This is a genomic window from Alloyangia pacifica (assembly GCF_003111685.1).
Classification (GTDB): domain Bacteria; phylum Pseudomonadota; class Alphaproteobacteria; order Rhodobacterales; family Rhodobacteraceae; genus Salipiger; species Salipiger pacificus_A.
This window is the reverse complement of the sequence record NZ_CP022189.1, coordinates 1,347,924-1,360,868: the sequence shown is the minus strand read 5'-3', so window position 1 is coordinate 1,360,868 and position 12,945 is coordinate 1,347,924. Positions and strand designations below refer to the sequence as shown.

Here is a 12,945-nt window from a genome sequence, read left to right as displayed (position 1 = left end):
AGGTTATGAGACCAAAACAGGAACATTTCAAGCACCATCTGTTCTCACTGTTGCGAAACAGCGTTAAAGAGTGGTTTATCGACCAAAAGACCACGGTGAGAGGCAGGGGTATGCTGGTTTTCTGGAAGGCGCGGCTGGTGCTGCTGGCGGTCCCCAAGACGGGAACCTCTGCTTATGAAACTGCCCTGGGCCCGCATGCCTCGATGAGCGTGCTCGACCCACCCGAGCTGAAGCACGCGCCGGTCTACCGCTACAACCGCTTCTTCCGGCCGATGTTCGAGAAGATGGGCGAGGAGCATATGGAGCTGATGGCCGTGGTGCGCGAGCCTGTCTCCTGGCTCGGCTCGTGGTACCGATACCGCCAGCGCGACTTCCTGGACGGCAAGCCCACCTCGACCCGCGGGCTCAGCTTCGAGGACTTCGTCGAGGCCTATGCCAGCGGCGCGCGCCCGCCCTTTGCCAATGTCGGCAGCCAGGCGAAATTCGTCGAGCCGCGGCCGAACGGCACCGGGGTCAAGCATCTGTTCAGATACGAGCACCAGGCGCAGATCACCGGCTTCCTGGAAGAGCGGCTGGGGCTCAGGCTCGAGCTGCCGCGCGAGAATATCTCGCCGCGCGCCGACCTGGCGCTCTCGCCCGGGGCCGAGGCGAAACTGCGGCGCAAATGCGCCGCGGATTTCGCGCTCTGGCAGCGGGCGCGCTGAGATCTCAAGCGAGCTGCTGCTGCACTGTCTCGGTCAGCTCGGTCAGCGAGAAGGGCTTGGGCAGGAACACCGAGTTGGGCACGGCCACGCGGCTCTTGTCGAGCGACTCCTCGGCGTAGCCCGACACGAAGACCACCCGCGTTCCGGGCCGCATCTCGAGCGCCTGGCGCACCCAGCTCGGCCCATCCATCCCGGGCATCACCACGTCGGTGACGAAGACATCCACCGTCAGCGCCGGGTCCTGCAGCACCTCGAGCGCCTGCTCGGCGGTCTCGGCCTCGATCACCGTGAAACCGCGCAGGCGCAGCGCCCGGGCCGCAAAGGCGCGCACCGGGGCCTCGTCCTCGACCAGCAGGACGACGCTGCCCAGCAGCGGCGCGCTGCCGCGCTCCGGCTCGGGCGCGGGCGGCTCGGCCATGCTGGTCTCCTCGAAGGCGGGGAAAAGCAGGGTGAAGCAGCTCCCCTTGCCGACCACGCTGTCGACGAAGATGAACCCCCCGTCTGCTTGACGATGCCATAGACGGTCGAAAGGCCGAGCCCGGTGCCCTCACCCGTGCGCTTGGTGGTGAAGAAGGGCTCGAAGACCTTCTGCAGCTTGTCCTGCGGGATCCCGAAGCCCCGGTCGATGACCTTGACGCTGGCGTAGAGCCCGGGCTCGACCCGGGCACGGTCGCGGATCAGCGCCTCGTGCATCACGCAGCGGCTGGTGGCGATCTCGATCTCGCCGCCCTCGGGCATGGCGTCGCGGGCGTTCACCACGAGGTTCATCATCACCTGCTCGAGTTGGCGGCGGTCGCCGCGGATCGGGGGCAGCACCGGATCGTGGTTCAGCCTGAGGTTCACCCGCTCCCCCACCAGCCGGTTCAGCAGGTGCGTCAGATCCGACAGCGTGTCGCGCAGGTCGAGCTTCTCGACGCTCAGCGTCTGCTTGCGCGAGAAGGCGAGGAGCTGGCCCACGAGCGAGGCGGCGCGGTTGGCGTTCTGGTTGATCTGCAGCAGATCCGCATAATCCGCATCGCCCTGGTCGTGGCGCAGCAGCAGCAGGTCGCAATGGCCCGAGATCGCGGTGAGCAGGTTGTTGAAATCATGCGCAACCCCGCCCGCGAGCTGGCCGATGGCCTGCATCTTCTGGCTCTGGACGAATTGCGCCTCGAGCGATTTGAGCTCGGTCGCGTCGTTGAGAACCGCGATCAGCTCGGCCCGCCCCGCCTTGAGCACCCGGTTCAGCGTGACCTGCACGAAGACCTCGCGCTCGGGGCGTACGAGGCGCAGGAATTCCGACCGGTGCAGCCCGCGGCCTGCCGCCGCCTCGGTGAGCCAGTCGGTGATCGACCGGCCCAGCCCCTCCATGTGTGCCTCGATCGAGGTGCCGTCGGCGCTGGCTACCTCGAGCATGCGGCAGGCTTCGGCATTGGCACGCAGGATGCGCCCGTCGGGCGCGAGCCGCAAAAGCGGCACCGGCAGGTTGTCGACCCCGTCCCGCACTTCCGGCGACCCTGCCGCATCCACCGGATGCAGCACCACTTCCTGCCGCCCGAAACCGGCATCCGAGCAGCGGATCAGCACGCTGCGCTCGCCTTCCGGAGAGCTGATCTGCTGCACCTTGCCGACGCGCAGCGGCAGCTCCAGCACCTCCTCGAGATGCTTGATCCGCCGCCCGATCAACCTCCGCGCGGCGGCGTTCATATAAAGCACCGCGCCGCTGCGCCCGACGGTCAGCACCGGCACCTGCGCCGCGTCCCGTGCTTCGAGCGCGCGATCCTCCGCCTCCGCCACCGTGGCGATGCCCGAAAAGTCGGGATCCGGCAGCCGTTCGAGCCGCCAGTAGCTCAGCCCCCCGACTTCCGCCAGCGCAAGCCGGTGCGGCCCGGCGAGTGACAGGATGTCCTCGCTCGCGCCGCCGCGCCCCTCGGCGCGCCGCCGCAGCCGCAGTTTCAGGGCCTCGGCATCCACCCCCATCTGGGTCAGCAGATCGCCGAGATTCTGCCCGGCAGCGAGAACGAACCGCTGCTGCGCGGCGCGATTGGAAAGCACCGTCCGCCCGTGTCGATCCTCAAGCAGCGCCGGCGCGGGATCGGCCTCGACCAGTTTGCGCAGCCCCGACAGCTCCCCCCGCAGGCGCCGCCGCCCCATCACATGCCAGACGGCCAGCAGACCGCTGATCGCCAGAAAGGCCCCCGCCGCGGCCTGCGCCGCGAGCTGCGCCTCCCTGCCCTCGAGCAGCGCGCTGAACGCCAGGCACACCAGGCCGGCAGCGGTGAGCGCGATCCCCGGCAGAGCCTGAGAAAGCCAACTGCGCCCGCGCCCTTCCTCGTAAAACGCGGATCGCGTCACGGGGTCATCCTTTTCCTTCCATATCCCCATTCACCATGTGGCATGTGTATGATTAACCAAAGGTTAACTTTTCACATTCCCATGGGTCATCCGCGGCAGCCGCGCCGATCAGGCGGGCCGGCGCAGCTGCGCCGAGAAGAAGCCGTCGCCGCCGTCGCCGGGCAGGAACTGGCGCTGCCGCTCGAGGGTCCAGCCCGGATGCCGGGCGAGGAAGGCCTCGATCTGCGCCGCGTTTTCCACCGCGAGCATCGAGCAGGTGGCATAGGCGAGCAGCCCGCCGGGTGTCACGAGCCGCGCGGCGATGTCGAGGATCCCGGCCTGCACCTTGGTCAACTCGTCCAGCCGCTCGGGCGTCAGCCGCCACTTGCCCTCGGGCGCGCGCCGCCAGGCGCCACTGCCGGAACAGGGCACGTCGCAGAGCACCAGGTCGTAGACTCCCTTGGGGGTGGCGACGGCCTGGATGCGCGCCCCGGCGCGCTTGGCGCGCGCGGGAAGGTCGGACATGCGGCGCGGGTCTGCATCATGCGCCGCGACCTCGCCGCCGGTGCGCGCGGCCATGGCCAGCGCCTTGCCGCCGCCGCCGGCGCAATAGTCCAGGACCCGAAGCCCTGGCGCCAGCGGCAGCGCCTCGACCACCGCCTGGCTGGCAACGTCTTGCAGCTCGACCAGCCCCTCGGCGAAAGCCTGGCTCTGCGCAATGCGGCGGGCGCCCTCGGTGACCTCGAGCGCTCCGGAGGCCAGCGGATGCGTCCGGGTCTCGATCCCCTCGCCCGCCAGCGCATCCTGCGCCGCGGCAAGATCGCCGCGCAGGCCGTTCACCCGCAGGAACACCGGGGCGCGCTCGCGCAGCGCCTCGGCGGCGGCGGCGGCCTCTTCGCCAAGGCTGTCGGTCAGCAGCGCGTCGATCCAGTCGGGAAGATCGCGGGCCTCGGCCCCCTCGGGCAGGCGTCCTCCAGCCTGCTCCTCGGCGGTCAGAGCCGCGGGGGCGTGGCCGTCCCCGGTGAAAAGGCTGTCGGGGGCAACCTGCTGCTGACGCAGCAGGCCGATGAGCCGCGCCCGCCCGCTCTCGCCGCCGCCCTGCGCGGCGGTGGAGCGCCAGCGGCGCAGCACGTCGAAGACATGGTCACGCACCGCGGCGCGGTCCTTGGACCCGGCGTAGCGCGCGCCGCGCGACCAGCCGAGCAACGCCTGCTCGGCGGGCGTTCCGGCGGCGATGCGGTCGAGCACCTCGGCGGCGGCCTGCAGCCGTGCGCCGGGGGTCATGACTGCATCCCCGAAGCGCGGATCATCGGAATATCGTGCTGCATCTGGTCTCGTGCTCCTGCCGCTGTCGCCCGCCCCTCTACCCGCGCGCGCCGCGCCGCGTCCAGCGCTTTCCCGGCGTCCGCCCCGAAACGAAAAGGGCCGGTCCTCGCGGACCGGCCCCCCATTTTCTCGCAGATCGCACGCTCAGCCAATGCGGTAGTTCGGCGACTCGCGGGTGATCTGCACGTCGTGCACGTGGCTCTCTGACAGGCCGGCGTTGGTGATGCGCACGAAATTGCAGTTCTTGCGCATCTCTTCGACCGTGGCGTTGCCGGTGTAGCCCATGGCGGCGCGCAGGCCGCCGACCAGCTGGTGGATCACCGCGCCGGCCGACCCCTTGTAGGGCACCTGCCCCTCGATGCCCTCGGGCACGAGCTTGTCGCTCGCCGCATCCTTCTGGAAATAGCGATCCGCCGAGCCGCGCGCCATGGCGCCAAGGCTGCCCATGCCACGATAGGCCTTGAACGAGCGACCCTGGTAGAGGATCACCTCGCCCGGGCTTTCATCCGTCCCGGCGATCATCGAGCCGACCATGGCGCAGGAGGCACCCGCGGCGATGGCCTTGGCGAAATCACCCGAGAACTTGATGCCGCCGTCGGCGATCACCGGCACGTCACCGGCCGCCTTGGCGCAGTCCATGATCGCGGTGAGCTGCGGCACGCCGACGCCGGCGACCATCCGCGTGGTGCAGATCGAGCCCGGGCCGATGCCGACCTTGACCGCATCGGCGCCCGCATCGATCAGCGCGCGGGTGGCATCGCCGGTGGCAACGTTGCCGGCGATGACCTGCACCTCGTTCGACAGCGCCTTGGCGCGCGCCACCGCGTCGATCACCCCGGCGCTGTGGCCATGGGCAGTGTCGATCACCACGATGTCGACCCCCGCGTCGATCAGCGCCTCGGTGCGCTCGAAGCCCGACTCGCCCACCCCGGTCGCGGCGGCAACGCGCAGCCGGCCCAGCTCGTCCTTGCATGCGGTGGGGTTGAGCACGGCCTTCTCGGTGTCCTTGAGCGTCAGCAGGCCGGTGAGCTTGCCCTGCGCATCGGTGACCAGCAGCTTCTCGATCCGGCGCGCCCTCATCAGGCTGATCGCCTCCTCGCGGTCGGCAGGCTCGCGCAGGATGGCAAGGTTCTCGGAGGTCATCATCACCCGCACGGGCGTGTCCGGCTTCTGCGCGAAGCGCATGTCGCGGTTGGTGACGATGCCGACAACGCGGTGCTGCTCGTCGACCACCGGGAAGCCGGTGAAGCCGTAACGCTCGGTCAGCGCTTGCGCGTCGGCCAGCGTCTGGTCGGGGGTGAGGGTGACCGGGTTGTAGACGATGCCGCTCTCGAAGCGTTTCACCCGGCGCACTTCCTGAGCCTGACGTTCGATGTCGAGGTTCTTGTGGATCACCCCGATGCCGCCGGCCTGCGCCATGGTGATCGCCATGCGCGCCTCGGTGACCGTGTCCATGGCCGAAGACAGCAGCGGGATGTTGAGCGCAATGCTCTTGGTGACCCGGGTGCGCGTGTCGGCCGTGGACGGCAGAACGCTGGAAGCTGCGGGAAGCAGCAGAACATCGTCGAAGGTGAAGGCCTCGCGAATCTCCATGGGGGCGGCTCCTTGGGAGGGTATCGGTTGGCACGTCCCTATTGCACGGATGATCGGCGGGGGAAAGGCCCCTCGGACCTTCGCCGCGAGGGCTGCGGCCCGGGCAGCGCAGAAGCGCAAGCTCCGCCCACGGCCCGCAAGCTTCCCCGGGGTATTTGCGCCCTGAAGACAGAGGCTAAGGGCGCGCACCGAGAACGGCTTCGGCCAGGGCGATGAGGACGAAGGGCACCGAGAGGAGCAGCGCGACCAGCAGCGCCGCGGCACGGGTCGGCCTGGGGCGCGGGGCAAGGACGGGCAAACGGCGGCGCGGGGCGGTCATGAGGGCAATTAACCACGCGCACACTTTCGGGCGCGTTAATGGCGGGCATGACCCCTCCACTGCTGCCGCCGCCGCTCCTGCCCCTGCCGCAATCGCCGGAATACGCCCGCGCCTGCGCCGCGCTGGGAGTGCCCTGCCGGTCTGGGGAAGCGATTCTTGACGGGGGCGCGGCGCTGCGCTGGCAGGTGCAGGCGCGCCGGCTGCCGCTGCTGGGCGAGGTCAGCCTGCTCTCGCGCGGGCCGGTGACCGCGACGCTCGCGGCGGCCGAGGCCTGGCTGCGGGAGCTGCACACCCCCGGGCCGCTGCTGCTCAATGCCGAGGGTGTCTCGGCCGGGGCGCTGCGCGGCGCGGGCTTCTGGCCGCTGCTGACCCCGGCGACGCTTGCCCTGCTGCCGCTTGGCCCCCCGGAACAGATGCGCAGGGCGCTGCGGCAGAAATGGCGCAACCGGCTCACCCGTGCCGAGGGCGCAGGGCTGAGCCTGCGCCGCCTGCCGCTGCATGGCGGGCACTGGCTGCTGAAGGCCGAGCTGGCGCAGGCCCGCGCCCGCCGCTACCGCAACCTGCCGCCGGGCTTCCTTGTCGCCTATGCCCGCGCCACGCCCGAAGCCGCGCTGATCTGGGAGGCGCGGCGGGGCGGCGCGGCGCTCGCCGCCATCGCGGTGCTCCGGCACGGGCGCATGGCGAGCTGGACCACCGGCGTCTCGACGCCGCAGGGACGCGCCGCCAACGCGATGAACCTGCTGCTCTGGGAGGCGATGCGCTGGCTGGCAGAGCGCGGGCATGAGCAGCTCGATCTCGGCATGCTCAACGGCGACGACGCGCCGGGCGTCACCCGCTTCAAGCTTGGCACCGGCGCGCGCGCGCACCGGCTGGCGGGCACATGGCTGCGCAGTCGCGCGCTTGCGCCGCTCGCCCGCCGCCTGCCAAAAGGGCTGGCCACCTGACGGTGCCCAGCCCCTTCTTGTTTGTGCAAGTATCCTGCGGCGAGATGCGCCGCGCCGAGGGGCTGCGCCCCTCCCCCGGCCGCCGCAGCTGCGCCGCTCACTCGGTCGGCGTCACCTTGACCATCATGTCGGGCTTGCCGACCACCGCGCCGTTCGGCCCGGTGCCGCGCTTGATCGCGTCGACGACCTCCATGCCCGAGGTCACCTCGCCCACCGCCGTGTAGGCGCCGTTCAGATGCGGCGCCGGGGCGAACATGATGAAGAACTGCGAGTTCGCCGAGTCCGGGCTCTGCGAGCGCGCCATGCCGACGACGCCGCGCGCGAAATCCTTCTCGGAGAATTCCGCCGCGAGATCCGGCAGGTCCGAGCCGCCGGTCCCCGCCATGCGCATGTCGTGGCCCTCGCGGCCGAACTGCACGTCGCCGGTCTGCGCCATGAAGCCGTCGATCACGCGGTGGAAGACCACGCCGTCATACTCGCCCTTCTCCGCCAGCTCGGTCAGCCGCGCGGCGTGCTGCGGCGCGACATCGTCGAAGAGCTCGATGTGGAAGGTGCCGTTGGCGCCCTCGCCCGCGACCTCGACGTCAAGCCCCGCCGCCAGTGCAGGCGAAGCCATGACGGAGAGCAACAGCGCCAGCTTACGCATCTGCAGCCACCTTCACCGAAATCATCCGGTCGGGCTCGGCAGGCGGCTCGCCGCGGGTGATCGCATCGACATGCTCCATGCCCTCGATGACCCGGCCGTAGACGGTGTACTGGCCGTTGAGGAAATGGTTGTCCTTGAAGTTGATGAAGAACTGCGAGTTGGCCGAGTTCGGATTCATCGAACGGGCCGCCCCGAGCGTGCCGCGGTCGTGCGGCAGGCGCGAGAATTCCGCGGGCAGGTCGGGCAACTGCGAGCCGCCGGTTCCGGCGCGGCGCAGGTTGAAGCCGTCTTCCATGTCACCATGCTCGACGTCGCCGGTCTGCGCCATGAAACCGTCGATCACGCGGTGGAAGCAGACGTTGTCATATTCTCCCGCACGCGCCAGCTCCTTCATCCGCTCGGCGTGCTTCGGCGCCACGTCGGGCAGCAGCTCGATGGTGACAGTGCCGCCCTTCAGCTCGATGAGGATGGTGTTTTCGGGGTCCTTGATCTCGGCCATGTCGATACTCCCTATGGCGTTCGTTGCGCGAGATTTAGTCCGCCTGCGCCCGAATGCCAAGATGCGCGTCCCTCTGGCCCTGAGCGCGGACCGCTGCCGCATTGACCTTGCGCCCGGCTCGGGGCAGACCATTGAGCAACCCAAGGATCAGGAGGACCGAGATGGCCTGGAAGACCCTCGACGACATGGAACTCGCCGGCAAGCGCGTGCTCACCCGTGTCGACATCAACGTGCCAGTGGACGGCGGCGTGGTCACCGACGCAACCCGGATCGAGCGCGTGGCACCCACCGTGCAGGACATCCTGTCGCGCGGCGGCACCCCTGTCCTGCTGGCCCACTTCGGCCGTCCCAAGGGCAAGGTCGTGCCCGAGATGTCGCTCAAGATGCTGGTGCCCGCGCTCGAGGCCGCCTTCGGCACCAAGGTCAATTTCGCCACGCTGGACGAGGCCGAGGCGGTGATAGGCGGCTGCGCCGAGGGCCAGGTCGTGCTGCTCGAGAACACCCGCTTCGAGCCCGGCGAGGAAAAGAACGACGCCGAGCTCGCAAAGCGCTACGCCGCGCTTGGTGATATCTATTGCAACGACGCCTTCTCGGCGGCGCACCGCGCCCATGCCTCCACCGCCGCGCTGGCGCAGCTGCTGCCCGCCTGCGCGGGCCGGCTGATGCAGGCCGAGCTCGAGGCGCTGGAGGCGGCGCTCGGCGCGCCCAAGCGCCCGGTGCTGGCGGTGGTCGGCGGCGCCAAGGTCTCGACCAAGCTCGACCTTTTGGGCAACCTCGTCGAGAAGGTTGACATGCTGGTGATCGGTGGCGGCATGGCCAACACCTTCCTCGCGGCGCAGGGCGTCGACGTGGGCAAGTCGCTCTGCGAGCACGAGATGACCGGCACCGCCCGCCAGATCGCCGAGAAGGCCGCCGCCGCGGGCTGCGAGATTCTGCTGCCGCGCGACGTGGTTGTGGCGCGCGAGTTCCGCGAGAACGCGCCCTCGGAAGTGGTCCCGGCCGAATCCTGCCCGGCCGACGCGATGATCCTCGACGCCGGCCCCGACAGCGTGGCGCATGTGGAACAGGCCATCTCCCGCGCCGCGACGCTGATCTGGAACGGGCCGCTCGGCGCCTTCGAGATCGCCCCCTTCGATGCCGCCACCAACGCGGCCGCCAAGTTTGCCGCCAAGCGCACCGCGCATGGCGAGCTGGTTTCGGTCGCCGGCGGCGGCGACACGGTGGCGGCGCTCAACAAGGCCGGGGCGGCGGACGACTTCACCTATATCTCGACTGCCGGCGGCGCCTTCCTCGAGTGGATGGAAGGCAAGACCCTGCCCGGCGTCGCGGCGCTCGGCTGAGCCCCCACAAGCCGATCGGCCCCTCGTCGGGCCGATCGGCCACAATCGGCGCGCAATCGCACCGATTTTTCAGCGACCTAGGCTACGGGGGATTTCCATGCCCCCTGCCCTGTGGCATGGTTTCCCCGACGTCGGACGGCTCCCCACCCAATGAGGGAGCGCGGCGCAGAGCAGACCAAACGGCATACAGGCATCAGGACCCACGCATATGACTGGCAGACGCAAACCGGCCCTCGGCGGCCTCGTCTTCGCGGTGATCACGCTGAGCTTGTCGGGCTATTTCACCTTTGCCGCCGTGCAGGGCGACTACGGGCTCTTCCGCCGCGCCGAGATCGAGGTGGAGGCCGACCGGCTGGCCGCCGAGCTCGACGGGATCAACGCCGAGGTCGCGCATATGGAAAACGTCACCCTGCGGCTGTCGGACGATTATCTCGATCTTGACCTGCTGGACCAGCAGGCGCGCGACGTTCTGGGGATGATCCGCTCGGACGAGATCGTCGTGCGCTGAGCGCGCGCAGTATCGCAACGCGCTAAGCGCGTGCAATGCGGCGTGGGCTGAACGCGCGCAGTGCCGCAGCGCGCCGACCGCGCGCCATCCAAGGTTCCGCTGAGCGCTGCCGCCCCTCTGAGGCCGATCCGCTTCTGAGCGCCTCCCGGGCGCCTTGGCGCCAGGGCGCGGAGCGGCGGGGTTCTGCCGGTGGCTTGCCCTAACGTCCCGCCGCGCCACTTTTTAGCGAAACTCCCGCCCCGGCCCTTTGACACTCAGTCGCCGCCGATTTACTGTGGGAGAAAGTTTAACACTAAACTAGTTGGGAGGAGTCCCCATGGCCGCTCGGAAACCATCCGCCAAGCCGAACGTCTCGCCCGAGGAGCTCAAGCAATACTATCATGACATGCTGCTCATCCGCCGCTTCGAAGAGAAGGCGGGTCAGCTGTATGGCATGGGGCTCATCGGCGGGTTCTGCCACCTTTACATCGGCCAGGAAGCGGTCGTCGTCGGCCTCGAGGCCGCGGCGAGCGAAGGCGACAAGCGCGTCACCTCCTACCGCGACCACGGGCACATGCTCGCCTGCGGCATGGACCCCAACGGGGTGATGGCCGAGCTCACCGGCCGCGAGGGCGGCTATTCCAAGGGCAAGGGCGGCTCGATGCACATGTTCAGCCGCGAGAAGCATTTCTACGGCGGTCACGGCATCGTCGGCGCGCAGGTACCGCTCGGCGCCGGCCTCGCCTTTGCCGACCGTTACCTGGAAAACGACCGCGTGACCTTTGCCTACTTCGGCGACGGCGCGGCCAACCAGGGCCAGGTCTACGAGACCTTCAACATGGCCTCGATCTGGAAGCTTCCGGTGATCTTCGTCATCGAGAACAACCAGTACGCCATGGGCACCTCGCAGAAGCGCTCCACCTCGACCGAGGAAATCTACACCCGCGGCGCGCCCTTCGGCATTCCCGGCGAGCTGGTCGACGGCATGGACGTGCTGGCGGTCAAGGAAGCCGGCGAGAAGGCGGTGGCCCACTGCCGCGCCGGCAAGGGCCCCTACATCCTCGAGGTGAAGACCTACCGCTACCGCGGCCACTCCATGTCGGACCCGGCCAAGTACCGGACCCGCGAGGAAGTGCAGAAGATGCGCGACGAGCGCGATCCGATCCAGAGCGTGCGCGACCTGCTGCTGCAGGGCAAGCACGCCACCGAGGATGACCTCAAGGCGATCGACAAGAACATCAAGGACATCGTGAACGCCTCGGCCGAGTTCTCGAAGGAGAGCCCGGAGCCGGCGCTCGAGGAACTCTGGACCGACATCTACGCCGACGAAGTGCCGCAAGGCGACGCGGTAGAGGCCTGAGGCAGAAGGACTAGACGGATATGGCAACCGAAATTCTCATGCCCGCGCTCTCGCCGACCATGGAAGAGGGCACGCTGGCCAAGTGGCTGGTCAAAGAGGGCGACACCGTGAGCTCGGGCGACATCCTCGCCGAGATCGAGACCGACAAGGCGACGATGGAATTCGAAGCCGTCGATGAAGGCATCGTCGGCAAGATCCTCATCGAGGAAGGCACCGAGGGCGTGAAGGTCAACACCCCGATCGCCGTGCTGGTCGAGGAAGGCGAAAGCGCCGATGACATCGAGGTCTCCTCGGGCGGCGGCGACGACGCCGAGTCCGCGAAGACCGAAGAGACCCCCGCGGCACCGGTCGAGGAGGCCCCCGCCTCCGCCCCGGCAACCCCCAAGGCCAAGGCGGTTGAACCCGACTGGCCCGAAGGCACCGAGATGAAGAGCCAGACCGTTCGCGAAGCGCTTCGCGACGCCATGGCCGAGGAAATGCGCAACGATCCCAACGTCTTCGTCATGGGCGAGGAAGTGGCCGAGTACCAGGGTGCCTATAAGGTCACCCAGGGGCTGCTCGACGAGTTCGGCTCGAAGCGCGTGATCGACACGCCGATCACCGAACACGGCTTTGCCGGCATCGGCGTCGGCGCGGCCTTCGGCGGGCTCAAGCCCATCGTCGAGTTCATGACCTTCAACTTCGCCATGCAGGCGATCGACCAGATTATCAACTCGGCAGCCAAGACGCTCTACATGTCCGGCGGCCAGATGGGCGCACCCATGGTGTTCCGCGGCCCGAACGGTGCCGCCGCCCGCGTCGGCGCGCAGCACTCGCAGGACTACGCCGCATGGTACGCCATGGTGCCCGGCCTCAAAGTCGTGATGCCCTACTCGGCCTCCGACGCCAAGGGCCTGCTGAAGAGCGCCATCCGCGATCCCAACCCGGTGATCTTCCTCGAGAACGAGATCCTCTACGGCCGCTCCTTCGACGTGCCGGTCATGGATGATTTCACCGTGCCCTTCGGCAAGGCCCGCATCTGGCGCGAGGGCAGCGATGTGACCATCGTCTCCTTCGGCATCGGCATGACCTACGCGCTCGAGGCGGCGGACAAGCTGGCGGACGAGGGCATCTCGGCCGAGGTGATCGACCTACGCACCCTGCGCCCGATCGACTACGGCACCGTCATCGAGTCGGTGAAGAAGACCAACCGCTGCGTGACCGTGGAAGAGGGCTGGCCGGTGGGCTCCATTGGCAACCACCTGTCGGCCTACATCATGCAGAACGCCTTCGACTGGCTCGACGCCCCGGTGATCAACTGCACCGGCAAGGACGTGCCCATGCCCTACGCGGCGAACCTCGAGAAGCACGCGCTGATCACCACCGCAGAGGTGATCGACGCCGTGAAGCAAGTCACCTACCGGTAAGGAGAGCG

The 12,945-nt window shown here is 68.8% G+C and carries 10 protein-coding genes and 1 pseudogene; 6 read left to right on the top strand and 5 right to left on the bottom strand.

Annotated features, from left to right (window positions below):
• The first annotated feature begins 110 nt into the window (after positions 1-110).
• The gene (locus CEW88_RS06550; protein ID WP_108965240.1) at positions 111-704 is read left to right on the top strand and encodes a gamma-glutamyl kinase; all 594 of its coding nucleotides are present in this window, start codon (positions 111-113) and stop codon (positions 702-704) included.
• Between the two features lie 4 nt (positions 705-708).
• Here CEW88_RS06550 and CEW88_RS06545 read toward each other — a convergent pair.
• The 3 genes and pseudogenes from CEW88_RS06545 to guaB form a co-directional block, all read right to left on the bottom strand.
• Positions 709-2,951: pseudogene (locus CEW88_RS06545) on the bottom strand (ATP-binding response regulator).
• Positions 2,952-3,146: 195 nt separating this feature from the next.
• A complete protein-coding gene (locus CEW88_RS06540; protein WP_108965239.1) occupies positions 3,147-4,301 on the bottom strand; it encodes an RsmB/NOP family class I SAM-dependent RNA methyltransferase in 1,155 nt (384 codons plus the stop codon).
• 186 nt (positions 4,302-4,487) lie between these two features.
• Positions 4,488-5,936 carry an IMP dehydrogenase gene (gene guaB, locus CEW88_RS06535; protein WP_108965238.1) on the bottom strand — a complete coding sequence of 483 codons (1,449 nt, stop codon included), beginning with the start codon at positions 5,934-5,936 and terminating at the stop codon, positions 4,488-4,490.
• A gap of 366 nt (positions 5,937-6,302) precedes the next feature.
• Here guaB and CEW88_RS06530 point away from each other — a divergent pair, with 366 nt between their 5' ends.
• Positions 6,303-7,199 carry a GNAT family N-acetyltransferase gene (locus CEW88_RS06530; RefSeq protein WP_108967592.1) on the top strand — a complete coding sequence of 299 codons (897 nt, stop codon included), beginning with the start codon at positions 6,303-6,305 and terminating at the stop codon, positions 7,197-7,199.
• A 97-nt stretch (positions 7,200-7,296) separates the two neighbouring features.
• Here the strand turns inward: CEW88_RS06530 and CEW88_RS06525 are convergent, their stop codons facing one another.
• Together CEW88_RS06525 and CEW88_RS06520 are read right to left on the bottom strand one after the other, a co-directional pair.
• Positions 7,297-7,845: a peptidylprolyl isomerase gene (locus CEW88_RS06525; RefSeq protein WP_108965237.1), complete on the bottom strand. Its 549-nt coding sequence runs from the start codon at positions 7,843-7,845 to the stop codon at positions 7,297-7,299.
• A complete protein-coding gene (locus CEW88_RS06520) occupies positions 7,838-8,344 on the bottom strand; it encodes a peptidylprolyl isomerase (RefSeq protein WP_108965236.1) in 507 nt (168 codons plus the stop codon). The genes CEW88_RS06525 and CEW88_RS06520 overlap by 8 nt, the downstream gene beginning before the upstream one ends.
• A gap of 161 nt (positions 8,345-8,505) precedes the next feature.
• Between CEW88_RS06520 and CEW88_RS06515 the strand changes: the two genes are divergently transcribed.
• From CEW88_RS06515 to CEW88_RS06500, 4 genes are all read left to right on the top strand, one after another.
• Positions 8,506-9,684 carry a phosphoglycerate kinase gene (locus CEW88_RS06515; RefSeq protein WP_108965235.1) on the top strand — a complete coding sequence of 393 codons (1,179 nt, stop codon included), beginning with the start codon at positions 8,506-8,508 and terminating at the stop codon, positions 9,682-9,684.
• Positions 9,685-9,892: 208 nt separating this feature from the next.
• Positions 9,893-10,192 carry an FtsB family cell division protein gene (locus CEW88_RS06510; RefSeq protein WP_108965234.1) on the top strand — a complete coding sequence of 100 codons (300 nt, stop codon included), beginning with the start codon at positions 9,893-9,895 and terminating at the stop codon, positions 10,190-10,192.
• A 316-nt stretch (positions 10,193-10,508) separates the two neighbouring features.
• Positions 10,509-11,531 carry a pyruvate dehydrogenase (acetyl-transferring) E1 component subunit alpha gene (gene pdhA, locus CEW88_RS06505; protein WP_108965233.1) on the top strand — a complete coding sequence of 341 codons (1,023 nt, stop codon included), beginning with the start codon at positions 10,509-10,511 and terminating at the stop codon, positions 11,529-11,531.
• A gap of 20 nt (positions 11,532-11,551) precedes the next feature.
• Positions 11,552-12,937 carry a pyruvate dehydrogenase complex E1 component subunit beta gene (locus CEW88_RS06500; RefSeq protein ID WP_108965232.1) on the top strand — a complete coding sequence of 462 codons (1,386 nt, stop codon included), beginning with the start codon at positions 11,552-11,554 and terminating at the stop codon, positions 12,935-12,937.
• The last annotated feature ends 8 nt before the right edge of the window (positions 12,938-12,945 follow it).